16 protein-coding genes are annotated in these 17,881 nt (G+C 63.4%); 6 read left to right on the top strand and 10 right to left on the bottom strand.

The features are described from left to right. Positions 1-68: 68 nt before the first annotated feature. Genes BLS51_RS00795 through BLS51_RS00780 form a run of 4 tightly spaced genes read right to left on the bottom strand, consistent with a single transcriptional unit; the run spans position 69 to position 4,379 of the window. On the bottom strand, positions 69-1,400 hold the full coding sequence (locus tag BLS51_RS00795; protein ID WP_090179920.1) for an amino acid permease: 1,332 nt from the start codon (positions 1,398-1,400) through the stop codon (positions 69-71). Between the two features lie 41 nt (positions 1,401-1,441). Further along, positions 1,442-2,782, bottom strand: coding sequence for an amidohydrolase family protein (locus BLS51_RS00790; protein WP_175472481.1), 1,341 nt, complete (start codon positions 2,780-2,782; stop codon positions 1,442-1,444). Between the two features lies 1 nt (position 2,783). Next, positions 2,784-3,920 (bottom strand): dipeptidase, encoded by a 1,137-nt coding sequence (locus tag BLS51_RS00785; protein WP_090179928.1) that lies wholly within the window; start codon positions 3,918-3,920, stop codon positions 2,784-2,786. A gap of 9 nt (positions 3,921-3,929) precedes the next feature. Further along, on the bottom strand, positions 3,930-4,379 hold the full coding sequence (locus BLS51_RS00780) for a RidA family protein (RefSeq protein WP_090179933.1): 450 nt from the start codon (positions 4,377-4,379) through the stop codon (positions 3,930-3,932). An 82-nt stretch (positions 4,380-4,461) separates the two neighbouring features. Between BLS51_RS00780 and BLS51_RS00775 the strand changes: the two genes are divergently transcribed. From BLS51_RS00775 to BLS51_RS00760, 4 genes are all read left to right on the top strand, one after another. Next, a complete protein-coding gene (locus BLS51_RS00775) occupies positions 4,462-5,154 on the top strand; it encodes a helix-turn-helix transcriptional regulator (protein WP_090179936.1) in 693 nt (230 codons plus the stop codon). A gap of 31 nt (positions 5,155-5,185) precedes the next feature. Continuing rightward, on the top strand, positions 5,186-6,406 hold the full coding sequence (locus BLS51_RS00770) for a cyanophycinase (protein WP_229207441.1): 1,221 nt from the start codon (positions 5,186-5,188) through the stop codon (positions 6,404-6,406). A gap of 74 nt (positions 6,407-6,480) precedes the next feature. After that, positions 6,481-7,380 carry a MurR/RpiR family transcriptional regulator gene (locus tag BLS51_RS00765; RefSeq protein WP_090179941.1) on the top strand — a complete coding sequence of 300 codons (900 nt, stop codon included), beginning with the start codon at positions 6,481-6,483 and terminating at the stop codon, positions 7,378-7,380. 96 nt (positions 7,381-7,476) lie between these two features. Beyond that, a complete protein-coding gene (locus tag BLS51_RS00760) occupies positions 7,477-9,795 on the top strand; it encodes a GH92 family glycosyl hydrolase (protein ID WP_090179945.1) in 2,319 nt (772 codons plus the stop codon). Here BLS51_RS00760 and BLS51_RS00755 read toward each other — a convergent pair. Then, a complete protein-coding gene (locus tag BLS51_RS00755; RefSeq protein ID WP_175472480.1) occupies positions 9,774-12,671 on the bottom strand; it encodes a sensor histidine kinase in 2,898 nt (965 codons plus the stop codon). The two genes, BLS51_RS00760 and BLS51_RS00755, sit on opposite strands and share 22 nt — an antisense overlap. 89 nt (positions 12,672-12,760) lie before the next feature. Then, positions 12,761-13,669, bottom strand: a complete 909-nt coding sequence (locus BLS51_RS00750; RefSeq protein ID WP_229207442.1) for an alpha/beta fold hydrolase — start codon at positions 13,667-13,669, stop codon at positions 12,761-12,763. Between the two features lie 124 nt (positions 13,670-13,793). Between BLS51_RS00750 and BLS51_RS00745 the strand changes: the two genes are divergently transcribed. Beyond that, on the top strand, positions 13,794-14,429 hold the full coding sequence (locus BLS51_RS00745; RefSeq protein WP_229207443.1) for a response regulator transcription factor: 636 nt from the start codon (positions 13,794-13,796) through the stop codon (positions 14,427-14,429). A 12-nt stretch (positions 14,430-14,441) separates the two neighbouring features. Here BLS51_RS00745 and BLS51_RS00740 read toward each other — a convergent pair whose 3' ends face one another. Continuing rightward, positions 14,442-15,230, bottom strand: a complete 789-nt coding sequence (locus tag BLS51_RS00740; protein ID WP_090179955.1) for an SDR family NAD(P)-dependent oxidoreductase — start codon at positions 15,228-15,230, stop codon at positions 14,442-14,444. A 152-nt stretch (positions 15,231-15,382) separates the two neighbouring features. Here BLS51_RS00740 and BLS51_RS00735 point away from each other — a divergent pair, with 152 nt between their 5' ends. After that, positions 15,383-15,856: a hypothetical protein gene (locus BLS51_RS00735; protein ID WP_090179960.1), complete on the top strand. Its 474-nt coding sequence runs from the start codon at positions 15,383-15,385 to the stop codon at positions 15,854-15,856. A 3-nt stretch (positions 15,857-15,859) separates the two neighbouring features. On the opposite strand, the gene BLS51_RS00730 is transcribed toward BLS51_RS00735, so the two are convergent. Genes BLS51_RS00730 through ppk2 form a run of 3 tightly spaced genes read right to left on the bottom strand, consistent with a single transcriptional unit; the run spans position 15,860 to position 17,850 of the window. After that, positions 15,860-16,237: a glyoxalase superfamily protein gene (locus BLS51_RS00730; protein ID WP_090179963.1), complete on the bottom strand. Its 378-nt coding sequence runs from the start codon at positions 16,235-16,237 to the stop codon at positions 15,860-15,862. A 13-nt stretch (positions 16,238-16,250) separates the two neighbouring features. Beyond that, on the bottom strand, positions 16,251-16,946 hold the full coding sequence (locus tag BLS51_RS00725) for a hypothetical protein (RefSeq protein ID WP_090179966.1): 696 nt from the start codon (positions 16,944-16,946) through the stop codon (positions 16,251-16,253). A 58-nt stretch (positions 16,947-17,004) separates the two neighbouring features. Beyond that, entirely contained in the window at positions 17,005-17,850 is an 846-nt protein-coding gene (ppk2, locus tag BLS51_RS00720) for a polyphosphate kinase 2 (RefSeq protein ID WP_373994321.1), read from the bottom strand. Between the last annotated feature and the right edge of the window lie 31 nt (positions 17,851-17,881).

The raw sequence follows: 17,881 nt of genomic DNA, 5'->3' as shown, positions 1-17,881 counted from the left end.
CCCCCGTGAGCATAAGTTCCGGCCATGGTGGCCGCTCAGGCGGGGGAGGTCTGTGCGGCATTCAACCGTCAGCGCTTGACACCCAGTTTGTAGCCGAAGGCCAGCACCACAAGCCAGACCGGGATCAGATACACCGACAGTTGCAGGTCCGGCGTCAGATACATCACCACCAGAATCGCGGCCAGGAAGCCGAGGCACAGGTAATTGGTGAGCGGGTAGCCCAGGCTGCGGAACTGCGTCGGCTGCCCGGCCGCTTTTTTCTGCGCGCGGAAGCGCAGGTGTATCCAGCTGATCAGGCCCCAGTTGATGATCAGCGCCGACACTACAAGGCCCATCAGGAAGCCGAAGGCCTTGGCCGGCATGAAGTAGTTGACCACCACGCAGATGCCGGTGGCCAGCGCCGATATGCCGAGCGCCGTCAGCGGCACGCCACGCGCGTTGACCTTCAACAGCGACTTTGGCGCATTGCCTTGTTTCGCGAGGCCGTACAGCATGCGTGTGTTGGCATACACGCCGCTGTTATACACCGACAGCGCCGCCGTCAGCACCACCACGTTCAGCGCGTGCGCCACCATATTGCTGTTCAGCGCGTGGAAGATCAGCACGAACGGGCTGCCGCTGGTGACGACCTTCTGCCATGGGTACAGCGACAGCAGGATGGCCAGTGCGCCGATGTAAAAGATCAGGATGCGGTAGATGGCCTGGTTGGTGGCCTTGGGGATGGACTGCGAAGGATTATCCGCTTCCGCAGCGGTGATGCCGATCAGTTCCAGGCCGCCAAAGGAGAACATGATGACCGCCATGGCCATTACCAGGCCGCTGACGCCATTCGGGAAGAAGCCGCCGTGCTGCCACAGGTTGGCCACTGTCGCTTGCGGGCCGGCGTCGCCGGACACCAGCAGGTAAGCGCCAAACAGGATCATGCCGACAATCGCCAGCACCTTGATGATCGCGAACCAGAACTCCATCTCGCCGAAAGCCTTGACGTTGAACAGGCTGATGGCATTGATGATGGCGAAGAACACCAGCGCCGACACCCAGGTCGGTACTCCCGGCCACCAATATTGCACGTAGATGCCGACCGCCGATAGTTCCGCCATGCTGACCAGCACATACAGCACCCAGTAATTCCAGCCCGCCATGAAGCCCGCCCAGTGGCCGCAGTATTTGTCGGCGAAGTAGCTGAACGAACCGGCCACCGGTTCGTCGACCACCATCTCGCCAAGCTGGCGCATGATGAAGAAGGCGATCAGGCCGGCCACGCCGTAGCCCAGCAACACCGACGGCCCGGCCATCTGGATGGTCTGCGCAATGCCGAGGAACAGGCCGGTGCCGATGGCGCCGCCCAGCGCGATCAACTGGATATGCCGGCTTTTCAGGCCGCGCTTAAGTTCGCTCATCTGCTTGCCTATGCGAGATTAAAAATTGATTCTCGCATAACTCAGTCTTCGTGCACAGGCAGGGGCGTGAACTTGTAGTCGGCGCGTGCAAACTCGTGGCCGCGCTTGACGGTCAACACCACAGAACGGATGTTGGCGATGTCCTGCAAGGGGTCGCGCTGCAGGAACACCATATTGGCCTGCTTGCCGGCTTCCAGCGTGCCGAATTCATGCTGCTTGCCCAGCGCCTCGGCGGCGTTGGCGGTGGCGGCGATGATGGCTTGCTGCGGTGTCAGGCCGGCGTATTTGACCAGTTTTTCCAGTTCATGGTCGACCACCGGGTATGGATCTGCACCGGTGTTGTCTGTATCCGTGCCGGCGATGATCTTGATGCCCGCCGCTTGCATGGCGCGGGTGATGTCGCCGGCCAGTTCGATGCGGCAGCGGGGGCCTTCGCTCTTGTAGACGCTGAGCGTGGCGTCCATGATGGTGCCGGACCTGGCCAGCGCGGCGATGTATTTTTTGATTTCAGGATCGTTGGCGGTCAGGCCTTCATATGAAGGTTCGTTGGCGTGGCCGTAGGCCGCCTTGCCGGATTCGCGCACGTAGCGGGCGATCATGCAGACGTGCGACACCACCGTCGCGCCCAGCGAATCGTAGGGCGAGGCAGGGTAGACCTGCATGTGTGTCCACACCGGGAAGTGCTGCGCCCTGGACTCCGCGATCAGCTTGCGCACCAGCGTGCCGGGCAGGTTGGCGTAGATCTTCATGCCGGTGGCCCCGGTACCGCGCGCCTGCGCCACGGCCAGCGGCAGCCTGGTGTTCTCGTCGACTGCATACAGCCATGGCACCGTGCCTGGCTGCGTGCCGAGCGCCGCGACCACGGTGCGCGGGTCCTTGAAGAAGCTGGGGCCGGCCACCAGCGACGCGTAGTAGACGTCCGGCGACGGGATCTTGTTGAGCAGCGCGTCGCGCGACAAGCCAGCCAGTTCACGCGCATCGCCAGCCATGTCGCGCACGCCGGTAACGCCGCCGTAGATATTACGCTTCAGTTCCGCTTCGGCGTAAGGACGGTCCGGGTTGGTGGCGTAGTGGACGTGCGAGTCGATCAGGCCGGGCAGCACATACTGGCCAGCGACATCCACCACACGCGCGCCACCGGTTTGCTGCGCGGTGAGGCGGGCCGCCGGCAGCACGGCTTCGATGCGGTCATCCTTGACGATGATGGCCATATCGCTGCGTGGCGCGGCGCTGGTGCCATCGATCAGCGTGGCGCCCCGATAAATGACGCGGCCGATGGCCTTGCCGCTCAACTTGTCGAGACGCTCCTGCTGGGCGTCGGCAGCGCCGGCGTTGAACGAGAGGGCAATGGTGGTGGCGAGGACTGCGGACTTCAAGATCATTTCAGCTCCATATTGCATCGGCAACGCGCAGGAAGTTCGTACCGAGGATTTTTTCGATGCGGCCGCTGGTGTGGCCGCGCTTGGCCAGCAAATCGGCCAGTTTCCAGAACTTGTCCTTGCCCATCAGGTCCGGCAGGAAGGGCACGATGTCCGGACGTTCGCCGGGCGCGCTGATGCCGGCGGCGCGGCGCTGGCGCACTTCGTCTTCCAGCCCTTTCAGATAGTCGGCCATGTCGTCAATTTGGGTGACGGTGCCGTCGGTGCCGATGCCCACATGGTCTTCGCCGCAGACATTGATGGCGTGTTCTATATGGGCGATCAGGTCTGTCGCCGTCGGCTGGCGTCCTGCCGCAAGGAAGGGCATGAAGTAGATGCCGACAAAGCCGCCCTTGTCTGCCACCAGCCGCAGTTCCTTGTCGGTCTTGTTGCGTGGCAGGTCGGTGATGGCGCGGCAGCCGGTGTGGGTAATCATGATCGGTGCCTTGGATGCGGCGGCGGCGTCAAGGCAGATCTGTTCGCCGCTGTGGCTCAGGTCCACCACGATGCGGTGGCGATTCAGCTCCGCCACCACGTCATGCCCGAACGGCGTCAGGCCGCGATTGGCGGCGGCCATCGCGCCGTCGCCGAGCTGGTTGGGGGCGTTGTAGGTCAACTGGATGACGCGCACGCCGCCCTTGGCGAACACTTCGACGCGGCGCGCGTCCTTGCCCATCATGGTGGCGTTCTGGAAGCCGAGGATCACACCGATGCGGTGCTCGGTCTGGGCGCGGCGGATGTCGGCGGCGCTGCGCACCAGCAGCAGATCGGCGGAGCGGCGCTGTATCAGTGCATTCCAGGCGCGCACGTCGGCCACGCTTTTTTCGTAAGGATCGCCATCGCCGAACACATAACCGATGGTCATGTTGAAGGCGCTCAGGCCGGAAGCTTTGGCGTCGGACATCGCGCGCTTGTCGATGCCGAAGTCAGTGGTCGGGTCTTCGCGGCGCGTCACCGGCAGGTTCATATTGTCGATGCCACCCAGCGCATCGATGATCAGCGGGCGCTGGTCGCGCAGGCTGGGTGCGCCGATGGCGGGCAGGCCGAGCGAGGCGAGGCTGGCGGCGGCTGCGCCATGCAGGAAAGTGCGGCGGTCGGTCATGCTTGCTCCTTATTTAAGTGGCGTCGGTGGTGCGTACGCCATGCATTCCACTTCCACTTCACCACCCAGCGCCAGGCCGTTGGCGCCGAGCGCGCTGCGGGCTGGCAGGCGGCCGGGCTTGAAGTAGGTGATATACACTTTGTTGAAGTCCGCCCATTTGCCCATGTCGGCGATCATGATGGTGCACTTGACGACATGGTCCATGCCCAGCCCCATGCCCTTGAGGATGTCGGACACATTGTCCATGGCCTTGCGCGCCTGCGCCTCGAAACCGCCGGCAACCAGGCCCTTGTCGTCGGTGCCGAGCTGACCGGAGACGAATACAAAATCGCCGGTGCGCACCGCCAGCGAAAACGGCCGTCCGGGCGGATTGCCGTTGTTGTAGAACTGTGCGTCGGTGGCATGGGCAACGCTGCCGCAGGCGATCAGCGCGGCGGTGGCCAGGAATTTAAATAGCATGGCTTTCTCCTTGAATGCCACAAAGTATAAACAGATTGTTTAAAATGAGGAAAGTGCAATCAACAAACTGTTGGAAAACGAGATGAAAGCTGTTTCATTGGCCGCCGAGCGCGCGGCCGTTATCAATGCCTTGCGGCCGGTGGTTCCCATGTTGGCGTCGATGGCGGGGCCGCATCTGGAGGTGGTGCTGCACGATGTGACCAGGCCGCAGAACTCGGTGATCGCCATCGCCAACGGCCATATATCCGGTCGCAGCGTCGGCAGTTCGGTACTGGAAGGGCCGCAGAACGACAAGGGTTTTGCCGCCGCCACGCGGATCAAGTCGACGGATGGCGCGGTCCACAGCCTGGTCGACGACTATGTGACCGTTACCGCCGACGGCCGCGAACTGCGTTCCGCCTCGGCCATTTTCCGCGACGCCAGCGGCGAGCCATTCGCCACGCTGTGCCTGAATGCCGACCTGTCGGGATTCCAGGCTGCGCATGGCTGGCTGTCGCAGATGCTGAAGCCGATGGTGCAGGCGTCGGCGCCGCAAAGCACACCGGCGGGCGAGCCGCAAATGGACACGCTGATGCAGGAGATTATCAGCGAGGCGGTCGGGCCGGGCGGCAGCGCCGTGTCCATGAGCCGGGAAGAAAAGATCCAGGCGGTTGGCGCGATGCAGCGGCGCGGCCTGTTCATCGTCAAGGGGGGCGTGGAACGCGCGGCTGCGGCGCTGCGGGTATCCCGCTACACGATTTATAATTACATGGAACAGTTACGCCGCCGCGAATGAGGGCGGCCCTTACCAAGAACAGGGATATCGTATGACGAGTTTTGCCAAAGCCATGCGCGTGTTGTGCGCATCGTTGATGTCGTTTGTAGTGCTGGTGACGCATGCTGCGGAAGATCCGCCCAAGGGCCATCTGCTGATCGCCGGCGGCGCGGTGCGGGCCGATAACGCGGAAGTGTGGGGCAAGCTGATTGAACTGGCCGGCGGCAAGGGCGCGCGCATTGCCGTCATGCCCAGCGCGGCCGGCAACCCGCTGCGCTCCGGCACCAACCTGGTGGCGACGCTGAACAAATACGGCGCCTCGGCGTTTGCCGTGCCGGTGGCGGTGCGCTTCAAGGACCGCGACTACTTGCGCGATGCCGAAGACGAAACGCTGGCCAAATCGATACGCGAAGCGGGTGGCGTGTACTTCGCCGGCGGCGACCAGGGCCTGATTACCAAGGCGCTAGTGCGCCCGGACGGCAGCCGCACCGCTGTGCTGCAAGCGATCTGGGATGTCTACCAGAAGGGCGGCGTGATCGGCGGCAGCAGCGCCGGCGCAGCCATCATGAGCAGCACCATGTACTACGAAGCCAAGACCGTGCTGGGCACGCTGAGCGTGGGCGTCAACGATGGCCGCGAACTGGCGCCGGGCCTGGGCTTCGTCGGCAAGGATTTGTTTGTCGATCAGCACCTGCTGGCACGCGGCCGCTTCGCGCGCATGCTGCCGGCCATGCTGAAGAAAGGCTACAAGCAAGGCCTGGGTATCGATGAAAACACGGCGGTGATCCTGAATGGCAAGCACGAAGTGGAAGTGGTCGGCTACCAGGGGGCGCTGCTGCTGGATCTGGCGCTGGCCAGCACCAACGGCCAGGAGAAGGACTTCAACCTGTCGAACGCGCGCATCAGCTACCTGGATCGCGGCGACCGTTACAATCTGTTGACGCGCCAGTACACCCCGTCGGCCGACAAAGCCGGCGGCAAGCTGGACCCCGCCCAGCCTTATCTGAACGAACAGGTGTACTCGGCCGACATGTTGGGCCATAACACCGTGCTGGTGATGATGGAGAAGCTGATCAACAACGCGCGCAATGAAGCAATCGGCATCGCCACCGCCGCGCCGGGCGATCCTCGCCAGGACCTGGGCTTCGAATTCAAGCTGACGCGCGACGGCGAAAGTGTCGGCTACGAGTCGGCCACAGCGGACGCTTACACCATCCTCAACCTGCGCATGGATGTGCGTCCGCTGAAGATCACCCAGCCCTGGTATCGCTGATTACGGGTAAATACTTAGTTCACAGTTGCCTGAAATGTACGTATGCTTGCACTTTTTAAAAAAATGAGTGCTGCATGACATCAGGGAAAGCGCTGGCGGCGGACGTCGCATTCGTGGAATCCGCGTTGGGACAGGTACTGGCCGGCGTGCGCGCCGGAGGCTCGGCGTCCCATCGCAGCATCGCCGACTACCTGATGCGCAATCCCATGCGCGGCACGGCACTGAAGATCGAGGAGATGGCCGAAGGCTGCAAAGTCTCCACCGCTAGCATCAGCCGCTTCGCGCGCGACATCGGCTTCGCCAGCTACGGCGCCATGCGCAGCGCGCTGGCCGAAACCATGCACACCGCCATGCAGCCAGTCGAAAAGCTGCGCACCTCCATTGTTCGCCGCAAGGGCGCAGTGGCGCCGGGCGATGCCTGCATGGAGTCGGCGCGGATCAACCTGATGGCGACGCGCGGCGCACTGTCGCAGCAGGAGCTGGACCTGGTGGCCCGCAAGATCACGCGGGCGCGCACTGTCTACGTGCTTGGCCTGGGCATGTCGTCCACCTACGCTTCGATGCTGGCGCTGCACCTGCAGCCGTTCTGCCAGCATGTGGTCGAGATGGCGGGGGCGGGCGGCACCGAGGTCGCTGCCGGCCACCTGGTGCACATCGGCCGTGGCGACCTGCTGCTGGCGTTCTCCTTCCCGCGCTATGCGACCGATGTGATGCGGCTGGCGCAATTCGCCCGGAGCCACCGCGCCAGCGTGGTCTCGATTACCGATACGCCATCGGCGCCGATCGTGGAGCTGTCCGATAACGTGCTGTACGCCAGCGGCGCCCACATGGTGCTGCCCAGCAGCGGCGTCGCTTGCGTGGCGCTGATCGAAGCGCTGGTCGTGTCGCTGATGGTGTCGAACCGGGCCAATGTGAAGAAGGCTGCGCGTCTGACTGAAGTGATTTCCGAGTACATGGTGAGGACTGATGTTTAGCGCTTTTACTAAACATCAGCCCATATTTGTTCTTTGAATTGACCTTGCCCGGTGTCGCACGCTATAAAGTCGGATCGTCCTTGTAGCGGGTATTAAATGACCAAATTCTTCCCGGCCGGCGCACTGGCGCTGGCGCTTGCACTGCCGGCGCTTGCCATTGCCCAGACCACGCCAGCGGCGGCGGTCGATGTCTTCATCGGCACCGGTGGCGACGGCCACACTTTTCCTGGTGCCGCGCGCCCCTTCGGCATGGTGCAGCTCAGCCCCGACACGCAGGTGCGGCCGTTCCGCCAGAGCTATCCGTGGGCGTCCGGCTACCGCTACGACGACGACAGCATCCTCGGTTTCTCGCACACCCATTTCTCCGGCAGCGGCCACTCCGACCTCGGCGACGTGCTGCTGATGCCTTACAGCGGCGAGACCAAGTGGGAGCCCGGTTATCCGGAGCGGCCGTTCAGCGGCTATCGCTCGCGCTTCAGTCACAAGGACGAGCGCGCGGAGCCGGGCTATTACGCCGTCAAGCTGTCCGACAATGAAGTGCAGGTCGAGCTGACCGCCAGCGAGCGTGTCGGCCTGCACCGCTACCGCTACGCCAAGGGCGCCGAAGCCAAGGTGATGCTCGACCTGCGCAGCAGCATTTACGATTACGCCGCCAAGAATCTGTGGTCACGCCTGCGCGTACGTGACAATACGCTGATCACCGGCATGCGCGAGACGCGCGGCTGGGCGCCAGGCCGGCAGCTGTATTTCGCCATCCAGTTCTCGCAGCCCCTGTCTTCGCGCTCGCTGCGCAATATGGAGCGGGATGTTGAGTACAAAGGCTTTGCCGGTCCTGGCAGCGGCCCTCACGACAAGGCGGTGGTGGAAGGCAAGGCATTGGTAGGCGCGCTGGACTTCGGCGTGCCGGCTGACGGCCAGCTGCAAATCAAGGTCGCGATTTCTGGTGTCAGTGAGGAGGGCGCCATCGCCAATCTGGCCGAGATGCCGGGCTGGGACTTTGACGCCGAACGCACCAAAGCGTCGGCCGCATGGAATGAAGCGCTGGGCGCGGTGGCCATCGAGGCCGAGCCGGAAATGCGCAAGATGGTGTACACCGCGCTGTATCACAGCATGCTTGCGCCTAGCCTGTATATGGACCGCGACGGCCGTTATCGCGGCCCGGACAACGAAGTCCATCAGGCCAAGGGCTTCCGCTATCACTCGACCTTCTCGCTGTGGGATACCTACCGCGCACTGCATCCGCTGCTGACACTGGTGCAGCCGGAGCAGCGCAATGTGGATTTCGTGCGCTCGCTGGTGGAATCGCAAAAAGCCAGCCCTTACGGCATCCTGCCGGTGTGGCAATTCCACGGCCTCGAAACCTGGTGCATGATCGGCTACCACGCGGTGCCGGTGATCGCCGACGCCTATATGAAGGGCCTGAAAGGCTTCGACGCGGAAGAAGCGCTGAAGGCCATGACCAGCAGCGCCGAATATGGCCCTTACGGCGGCTTGCAGCACTACATGAAGCTGGGCTATGTGCCGATCGACCTGGAACCGGAAGCGGCGTCGAAGACGGTGGAGTATGCGTTCGACGACTGGACCATCGCCCGCATGGCGGAGAAGATGGGCAAAAAGGACGTCGCCGCCCGCTACTACAAGCGCGCGCAGAATTACCGTAATTCGTTTGATGTGAAGACCGGCTTCCTGCGGGCGAAGAAATCCGATGGCACTTTCCGCGAGCCGTTCGATCCGGTGCGCTCGAATTTCGGCAGCGACTACACCGAAGGCAGCGCGTGGCAGTATTCCTGGTATATGCCGCACGATAACGCGGGCCTGATCAAGATGCTGGGCGGCGATGCCGGCCTGCAGAACAAGATCGACCAGGTGTTCGACGCCAAGGTCGACGACAACGTCTACGCGCACATGGAAGACATCTCCGGCCTGATCGGCCACTACGCTCATGGCAACGAGCCGTCGCACCATGTCGCCTACCTGTACAACTATGCCGGCGCGCCATGGAAAACGCAGCAGCGCCTGACGCAGGTGGTGGCGACGCAGTACAACACCACGCCGGCCGGCCTGTCCGGCAACGACGACCTGGGGCAGATGTCGGCCTGGCTGGCCTTCACCGCGCTGGGCTTCTACCCGGTGGCGCCGGGCAGCAATGAATACGTGATCGGCCGTCCGTTCCTCGACAAGGCTGTGCTGAATCTGCCGAACGGCAAGCGCTTCACCATCCGTGCGCCGGGCCTGAGCAAGGAGAATACCTTTGTCGCCGGCGTCACGCTGAACGGCAAGCCGCTGGCGCAAACCTTCCTGCGCCACGAGCAGATCACCGCTGGCGGCGAGCTGGTATTCACCATGTCGAAAGAGCCGAACAAGGACTGGGGCAAGGCGATCAACGCCCGTCCTTACACACAGACGGCGTACTGATACGCCAGCGTCAGGCGCCATTCGGTGCCGGCGCCGGCGTCGCTGTGCAGCTTGAGCCGCGCATGGATACGCTCGGCGCGTTCCAGCATGCCGCAGATGCCCCAGTGGTTGCTGCGTCCTCCCGCCGCCATCACCTCGGTCGGAATGCCGACGCCATCGTCGCGTATCGTCAGGCGCAATTCGCGCGCCTCATACTGTAGTCGCACAACGATGTTGCTTGCCCTGGCGTGGCGGCAGGCGTTGGTGATGGCTTCGGTGGCGATCGCCAGCACCTCGTCGTAAATCAGTGGATGCAGCTTGCGCGCCTCGCCTTCCAGTTGCACCTGGAGCTGCGCGGCGCCCGGCATGTGCAATCTGGCACCGGCGTTGTGCAGCGCAGCCGCCAGATCCTGGTCTTCCGTTTCTCCGGCGCGCAGGTCACGCACCCGGTCGCGTCCTTCAAGCAGCGCGTCGTCGGCCTGTTGCAGCGCCTGTTCGATCTTCACCCGCGCCGGTTCGCGTGACGGCAGGTCCAGCACTGCGGCATGCACATGCAGGATCATGCCTTGCACCGATTGCAGCACCGTGTCGTGCAGTTCGCGGGCGATGCGTTCACGTTCCCTGGTGCGCTCCTGTAGCCGTGCCGTCACCTGTGCGGCGACGTTGCGCAGCCGCCTGCGGTACAAGGCCCAGCAAGCGGCCAGCAGCAACAGCGCGCACAACGCTTTGAACCACCAGCTTTGCGTGATGGTCGGCGCAATGCTGAACGTCAGCGTGGCTGGCTGGCCACTCCATTCACCGTTGTAGTTGGTCGCCTGCACACTGAATTGGTAAGTGCCTGGCCCGAGGTTGTTGTAGTACGCCGACCGGCGCGGGCCGGCCAGCTGCCATTGCGTATCGATGCCATCGAGCCGGTAGCGGAACGCCACCCGCTCCGGCATGGCCAGCGCCAGCGCCGTGTAGTCGATTTGCAGGCTGCTACTGCCTTCCGGCAGGCGCAAGCCCGGAATGGCCGGTGCCAGCTGGCCGGGCTGGCCGATGGCGCGGATCTGGATCGGCGCCGCCGGTCCGAGCTTGTGCTGTTGCGAGGGATCGAGCCGGAATACGCCGGTGGTGGTAGCCAGCCACAATTGGCCATCGGACGCCTGTATCATCGACGGCACTGGCATACGCACCGGTGCGTTGCCGACCAGACCGTCCAGGCTGTCCAGCCGTTCATAGCGTAGGCGGTAAGCGGATGTGGAGACAAGCCGGGAAATTTCCGCCGCCGGAATATGGAACACGCCGTTGGCAGCATTCAGCCACAGGTCGCCGTTATCCAGCTCCACCATTCCGGAGACGCCGTCGAAACTGGCGCCGTCAATGCCGACGACTGGAATAAAGCGGCCGTCATGGCGCAGGGCGACGCCGTTTTCGCCGCCTATCCACACGTGCGCGCCGCGCAGGTGCATGGACTCGACCATGCCCACCGTCAGGCCATCGGCGGGGCCGTAGTGGCGCCAGCGTCCATCATGCAGTTGCGCCACGCGGTTGCGCGAATAGCCCAGCCACAGGCCAAGCTGCGCTGAACTGGTCAGCACGCGCGGTGTTTCGCCCGGCAGGCCGGTCGCGCTTTCCATGTTTTGCCAGGCGCCGTTGGCAGCCAGCCGATACAAGCCTTGTGGAATGGCGACCGCCCACAGCGCACCGGTGGCGTCGCTGGCCATGGAGGCGATGATGTCGTCCTTGCCCGGCATGGCGTAGCGGCGCAACTGCGTGCCGTCCTTGCGCCACAATTCCCCGTAGTTCGCCAGCCACAGCGCGCCGGCCGGATCGCGGTACAGGGTGGCCGGGTCCGTGCCCCAGTCGGTTGCGGTGCCGCTCCATGCCGGCCGCACGTCGAAGGCGCCGTTGCGCGACTGTGCATAATGAAAGCGGCCTACCCAGACGCCACCACCGGCATCGGCCGCCAGTGGATTGACATCGGTTTCCACCGCCAGCGGAACGGCGGCGACGCGCTTGTGGCGGAAGCGGTCGATGCCGGTGGCGGTCGAGGTCCAGATGCTGCCTTCACGGTCTTCGAATATCGCCGCCACCCAGCGGCCGCTCAGTCCCTGCGCCGGGCCGCTTTGCTGGATGCCTTGCCGCGTGTGGTGTTCGACGCCCGTCATGCGGCCGACCCAGATGTCGCCACGGCGGTCGAACATCAGGCTGGCGACGTCGCCTTGCACCGACCAGTTGGCAGGTACTGCGCCGCCGGCGGGAGCGGTCAGGCGCAGCAGGCGGCCATGCGGCGCGTCCCAGCTCCAGATGCTGCCGTCCGGCACCTGGGAGACGACGCCGTTACCGCTGTCGCGCGTTATCTTGACGAAGCGTTGGGCGCCGGCCGGCAACTGGTAGACGCCGTCGTTACCCTGTGCCCACAGGTTGCCGGCGGCATCGTGTATCAGTGTCTTGTAGGTGGTCTGGGGCACGGAGTCATCGGCGCCTGCGGCATGCCAGCGCTGGCCGTCAAGATAAAACAGGCCCGTGCCGGTGGCCGCCCACATGCGGCCGCCGCCGTCGCGTTCCAGGCCCCAGACCGCACTGCTGGCTGGCAGGCCGTCGGCTTCGCCGTAGTGGCGCAATGTCTCGCCGGCCAGCACGCTGACGCCGCCGTAGCGGTAGCCTATCCATAGCGCGCCATCGTCGAAAGCCTTCAGCGTGGCGATGCCGGCGGCGGCGAGTTTGTGGCCGGGCGCGGCGTAGCGTTCAAAGCGCACGCCGTCGAAGCGGAACAGGCCGTTGTTGCTGCCCAACCATAGCCAGCCATCGCGGGTCTGCGCCATGGCGAGGACCATTTGCGGCGCGCCTTCGCGCGCGGTCCAGCTGGTGTGGTGCATATCGATGGTGGCGGGCGCCGCGAAGGCTGGCGCCATGCAAGTCAACAACAGCGATATGAGAAAGCAGCGTGCCGCCATGGTTCAGAATGTGTCGAGGGAAACGACACATTCTATAACCACTTTCTTTATTTCAGGAACTGCACCAGCTTGGGCACGACTTCAGCCGTTGCTTCTTCCATCAGCCAGTGGCCCTTGCCCTTGATGACCACGCCTTCGACCTTGGTGTCGACCAGCCTGGCCTGGTCGATCAGCACGGTGCCCGAAGCTTTTTCGCCGGTCAGCACCAGCATCGGGATGTCCAGCGGCTTCTTCGCATAGACGGCGAACTCGGCGGCGTCTTTCTCGAAAGCGCGGAATACCTCGAAACCGGCGCGCATATGGTCGGGCTTGGCATATTCTGCCGTGTAGAACTTGCGGTCGGCCTCGCTCAGCGACCTGGTTTTGTCAGCGGCGAAGTCATTCCAGAAGTGCTCGAAGTAGGTGCGCTCGCGGCCGGCGACCAGGGCCAGCGGCGTCTCGCCGTAGAAGTGGAAGTGCCACAGGTCGCGCAGTAGCCAGACATCCTTCCAGTTGCCGACGCCCGGCAGGAAAGCGTCCAGCAGGACGATCTTGTTGACTTCGGCGGGATATTGGGCGGCGTAGGCATAGGCCACCATCAGGCCGATATCATGCCCGACCACCTTGGCCGACTTGATGCCCAGGCTGGCGGCCAGCGCGTGCACATCCTGCGCCATCACCGACTTGGTGTAGGGGCCGGCCGGCGTGGCGGACTGGCCGAAGCCGCGCAAATCGGGAGCGATCACCAAATGGTCCTTGGCCAGCTGTGCGATCAGCGGCAACCACATGTGGCTGGATTGAGTGTAGCCATGCAGCAGAATGACCGGATCGCCCTTGCCGGCAGACAGGTAGTGCAGGCGCACGCCGTTGACCTCGGCGAAATTGCTCTTGGGCGTTTGTGCATGCGCTTGGGTCAGCAGCGCCATCAGCATCAGCACGCCACCGCACAGCGTCCTGATAAACGAATTTTTCATCATGCTTCCTCCTTGATTGTAAGTCAGGCCATCGTAGGGGAGGGCGTGTCGGCCCACTACACCCGATCGGGTAGCTGTGTGTGGATAAGACGGTGCTACACTCGCCGTATGGCTTAGGGAGTACCGCATGCTGGACGATACCGGAGGGGAAATACGGGTAATGATCGCGGACGATCATCCCTTGCTGCGCAGCGGCATCGCGGCGGTGCTGTCGCACAGCGCGCGCATTTCGGTGGTGGCCGAAGCCGGCGACGGCGACATGGCGGTTGAGCTGTTCCGCCAGCAGCGGCCAGACATCACGCTGATGGACTTGCAGATGCCTGGCCTGGGCGGCATTGAGGCGATTGCCGCGATCCGCCGCATCGATCCGCAGGCGCGCATCATCATCCTGACCACCTTCAGCGGTGACGCGCAGATCTACCGTGGCCTGAAGGCTGGTGCCAGCGGCTACCTGCTGAAAAACATGGCGCGCACGGAGCTGCTGGATTACCTGTTCAGCATTTATCGCGGCGACCGCCGCCTGCCTGCCGAGGTATCGCGCAATCTGCCGACCGTCATGACGATGGAGCCGCTGACCCGGCGCGAAGTCGATGTGCTGAAGCTGGTGGCCACCGGCCATTCCAACCAGCGCGCGGCCGGCGAATTGGGCCTGAAGGAGGACACCATCAAGGCCTATATGAAAAGCATTCTCGCCAAGCTGCGCGCCCGCGACCGCACGCATGCGGTCACGATTGCCCTCAAGCGCGGTTTCTGGGAGGTTTGAGGGCGCGAAGCTTCATGCGATGGTGTCAACCACACCGCCATCCACGCGCAGCGCGGCGCCGGTGGTGGCCGAGGCTTGCTGGGAGCACACATACACCACCATGTTGGCCACTTCTTCCGGCGTCGCCACGCGCTGGATGATGGAGGTGCTGCGGTGTGCCTTGACGAAGGCGTTGGCCTCGCGCTCGGCTGCTGCGTAATCGCCGTCCGGCGCCACCAGATGCTGCACGCCTTCCGACAGGGTCGGTCCTGGCAACACCGCGTTGACCGTGATGCCGGTGCCGGCAAGGCTCTTGGCCAGGCCGCGCGAGATGGCCAGGTAGCCGGTCTTGGTGAAGCCGTAATGGATCATGTCAGCCGGGATATTCAGGCCGGATTCCGACGAGATGAACACAATGCGGCCCCAGTTCTTCTGCTGCATGCCGGGCAGGTAGGCGCGGCTGGCGCGTACGCCGGACATGATGTTGACCTCGAAGAAGCGTGTCCATTCTTCGTCCGGTATCTCGGTGAACGGCTGCAGCTGGAAGATGCCGACGTTGTTGACCAGGATGTCCGTCACCGGCTCGGCTGTTTGCAGGACGGTGAAACCGGCTGCCGTGCCCAGATCCGCCGCCACGCCGCGCACTTGCGCGCCGGGCACCTGCTCGCGCAGTTTGGCGAGCGCCTGGTCGACATCAGCCTGCTTGCGGCCGGTAACGACCACAGTGGCGCCAGCACCTGCCAGGCCGGCGGCAATCGCGTAGCCGATGCCGCGGGTGGAGCCGGTGACGATGGCGGTCTTGCCTTGGAGATCGATATGCATGAGGTGTCCTTTAAGATGGGATGATGACCACACCATCCTAGCCCAAATGTGGCCGCCGCGAATGCACCCTTACGGGTTATCCATCGTACAGACCATCGAGCAAAGCCCCCCTAAGGTGGCGTAACACCCAACTAAAAACCGGAGCTGGCAACATGACTATTCGCAGCCTACTTTCTTCCGTCCTGATCGGCGCTGTGGCCAGCGCCCGCTCGATGACCCCGATGGCGACCATCGCCACCGCACGCCTCGCCGACCGGCGCACGCCCGGCGAAGTGTTCCTGCTGGACCGTCCACTGTTCAAATATGGTGCGCTGGCGATGGGCGCCGGCGAACTGGTCGGCGACAAAATGAAGACCGCGCCGGACCGCACGGTGTTCCTCGGTCTGTTGGCGCGCGTGATGAGTGCAGGGATTGCCGGCGCGGCGTTGGCGCCGAAAGGCAGGGAGCAGGCCGGTGCTGTTGCTGCAGTGGCTACCGCCGTGCCGCTGGCCTATCTGACGCTGTCGGCCCGCAAGCAGGCGATGGCGCGCATCGGCCAGACCAGGAGCGGCTTGATCGAAGACGTGCTGATCGTCGCCGCCGGCGCGGCCATTGTGGCGCTGTCGACGCGCTCGAAAGACGAATAAGCGTCAGGCCGGGATTTCCGGCTCCCGGTTGAAGAACACCAGCCGGTTGCCGGAAGGGTCTTTGATCGACATCTCACGCCCGCCCCACGGCATTTCTTCCACGCCGGGGCGGGCATTCTTGTACTGCTTGGCGATCAGCTCCTGCTGGTAGGCGTCGACGTCGCTGGTGGCGATGCGGATGGCGGCGCCCGGCGAGCAGTCACCATGGTGCTCGGACAGGTGCAGCACGCATCCATCCCTGGATACCTGCATATACAGCGGCAAGCCATCTTCAAAGCGGTGCTCCCAGTCGACCTTGAAGCCGAGGAAGTCGATAAAAAACTCGCGCGTCTTCGCTTCATCGAAGCAGCGCAGAATCGGAGTGATGGTGCCCAGGCTCATGGTGTCCCTTCAATCAGGTCAGCAGCGCAAACAAGGTGGTGTAGACGCCCATGATGAGGAAGTAAAACACCGCCGGCAAAATCAGGAACCAGAGTCGCGCCTTGTTTTTGTTCAGCGCGTACACGGTGGTAGCGGCGCAGTAGCTGGTCCAGCAAGACCAATACAAGAATACCAGTATCAGCATGCCGCCGGCGTTACTGGCTTCCCATGCGGCCACATAATTCTGATAAATGAAAGTTTGTATGACGGCCCAGGCCAATGCTGGCAGTACGCAGACCAGGTTTTGCAGGGTGGCGATACTGCGCGCATCATCCGGCGCTACTTCTGCGGCGCCCGACCATTCGAGGCGCTTGCGATACCACCAGCCACGCAGATACCAGGTGATGGTGCCGCTGATGGCGCCCACGATCAGCACAGTGAACCAATAGCTGCTCCATGATGACACCGCCCAGGAAGTGAACGAGTCCATCCCTTTACCGGTATGCGGACGCAGGTCGGCCTTGACGATGTTCTGGTCGATCCGGTCTATGGCATTGACCACACCGGCCAGGAATGCGGCGATGACGATGCCCGCCCGGTCCCGCAGCACGCTACCGTTGGCGAAGTAGTCGCGAGGGCGCCGCAGCAGCGCGACCAAACTTTGCGGGTTGAAGACGCGGGTGACCGGCAAAATCACCGCGCCGCTCAGGCTTTCGTCGCTACTGCTCATGGTGTATCTATCCTGTTCTTAACCCGACAAGATTGGCACTTTAGCAGTAATCTACTAATTAATAAACTTCCGGGACGATGATCTCGGTTGGCACCGGGCGGCGCACGTAGTCGTCGTGGTACTCGCGCTCCGGCAGTTCGATGGCCGGGTGCTGGATTTCTTCGTATGGCATTTGCGTCAGCAGGTGATAGATGCAGTTCAGGCGCGCCTTTTTCTTGTCGACGCCTTGCACCACCCACCATGGTGCTTCCGGAATGTGGGTGCGCTCCAGCATGACTTCCTTGGCGCGGGTGTATTCCTCCCAGCGGCGGCGCGATTCCAGGTCCATCGGGCTGAGTTTCCACTGCTTCAGCGGATCGTGGATGCGGCCCAGGAAGCGGGCGTTCTGCTCTTCGTCGGAGATCGAGAACCAGTATTTGATGACCTGAATGCCGGAACGCGCCAGCATGCGTTCGAACTCTGGCACGGTCTGGAAGAATTCCTCGTATTGGTCGTCAGTGCAGAAGCCCATCACGCGTTCGACACCGGCGCGGTTGTACCAGCTGCGGTCAAACAGCACGATTTCGCCGGCGGCCGGCAGGTGGGACACATAGCGCTGGAAGTACCACTGCGTGCGTTCGCGGTTGTTCGGCGCGGGCAGCGCGGCCACGCGGCAGACGCGCGGATTCAGGCGCTGCACGATGCGCTTGATGACGCCACCCTTGCCGGCGGCGTCGCGGCCCTCGAAAATGATGACGACCTTGTGGCCGGTATGCACCACCCAGTCCTGCAACTTGACCAGCTCCGCCTGAAGGCGGAACAGCTCGCGGAAGTAGAGGCGGCGCTCTTCCTTGGCCTCGGCACTGCGTTCACGCTCGACGACCTGGCGGGTGACCGGGTCGATTTCGCGGTCTTCCAGTTCCATTTCCAGTTCTTCGTCGTAGCTGTCGGTCAGT

This window comes from Duganella sp. OV510, assembly GCF_900100205.1.
Lineage (GTDB): Bacteria > Pseudomonadota > Gammaproteobacteria > Burkholderiales > Burkholderiaceae_D > Rugamonas.
This window is presented reverse-complemented; position numbering and strand designations above follow the sequence as displayed.

What these genes read in the sequence shown, in the direction of transcription:
- BLS51_RS00725 (WP_090179966.1), bottom strand. Translation starts at nt 16,946, where the DNA reads ATGAGCAGTAGCGACGAAAGCCTGAGCGGCGCGGTGATTTTGCCGGTC.
- BLS51_RS00790 (WP_175472481.1), bottom strand. Translation starts at nt 2,782, where the DNA reads ATGATCTTGAAGTCCGCAGTCCTCGCCACCACCATTGCCCTCTCGTTC.
- BLS51_RS00765 (WP_090179941.1), top strand. Translation starts at nt 6,481, where the DNA reads ATGACATCAGGGAAAGCGCTGGCGGCGGACGTCGCATTCGTGGAATCC.
- BLS51_RS00770 (WP_229207441.1), top strand. Translation starts at nt 5,186, where the DNA reads ATGACGAGTTTTGCCAAAGCCATGCGCGTGTTGTGCGCATCGTTGATG.
- ppk2 (WP_373994321.1), bottom strand. Translation starts at nt 17,850, where the DNA reads ATGGAACTGGAAGACCGCGAAATCGACCCGGTCACCCGCCAGGTCGTC.
- BLS51_RS00755 (WP_175472480.1), bottom strand. Translation starts at nt 12,671, where the DNA reads ATGGCGCCAGCCTTCGCGGCGCCCGCCACCATCGATATGCACCACACC.
- BLS51_RS00750 (WP_229207442.1), bottom strand. Translation starts at nt 13,669, where the DNA reads ATGATGAAAAATTCGTTTATCAGGACGCTGTGCGGTGGCGTGCTGATG.
- BLS51_RS00740 (WP_090179955.1), bottom strand. Translation starts at nt 15,230, where the DNA reads ATGCATATCGATCTCCAAGGCAAGACCGCCATCGTCACCGGCTCCACC.
- BLS51_RS00735 (WP_090179960.1), top strand. Translation starts at nt 15,383, where the DNA reads ATGACTATTCGCAGCCTACTTTCTTCCGTCCTGATCGGCGCTGTGGCC.
- BLS51_RS00785 (WP_090179928.1), bottom strand. Translation starts at nt 3,920, where the DNA reads ATGACCGACCGCCGCACTTTCCTGCATGGCGCAGCCGCCGCCAGCCTC.
- BLS51_RS00760 (WP_090179945.1), top strand. Translation starts at nt 7,477, where the DNA reads ATGACCAAATTCTTCCCGGCCGGCGCACTGGCGCTGGCGCTTGCACTG.
- BLS51_RS00745 (WP_229207443.1), top strand. Translation starts at nt 13,794, where the DNA reads ATGCTGGACGATACCGGAGGGGAAATACGGGTAATGATCGCGGACGAT.
- BLS51_RS00795 (WP_090179920.1), bottom strand. Translation starts at nt 1,400, where the DNA reads ATGAGCGAACTTAAGCGCGGCCTGAAAAGCCGGCATATCCAGTTGATC.
- BLS51_RS00730 (WP_090179963.1), bottom strand. Translation starts at nt 16,237, where the DNA reads ATGAGCCTGGGCACCATCACTCCGATTCTGCGCTGCTTCGATGAAGCG.
- BLS51_RS00780 (WP_090179933.1), bottom strand. Translation starts at nt 4,379, where the DNA reads ATGCTATTTAAATTCCTGGCCACCGCCGCGCTGATCGCCTGCGGCAGC.
- BLS51_RS00775 (WP_090179936.1), top strand. Translation starts at nt 4,462, where the DNA reads ATGAAAGCTGTTTCATTGGCCGCCGAGCGCGCGGCCGTTATCAATGCC.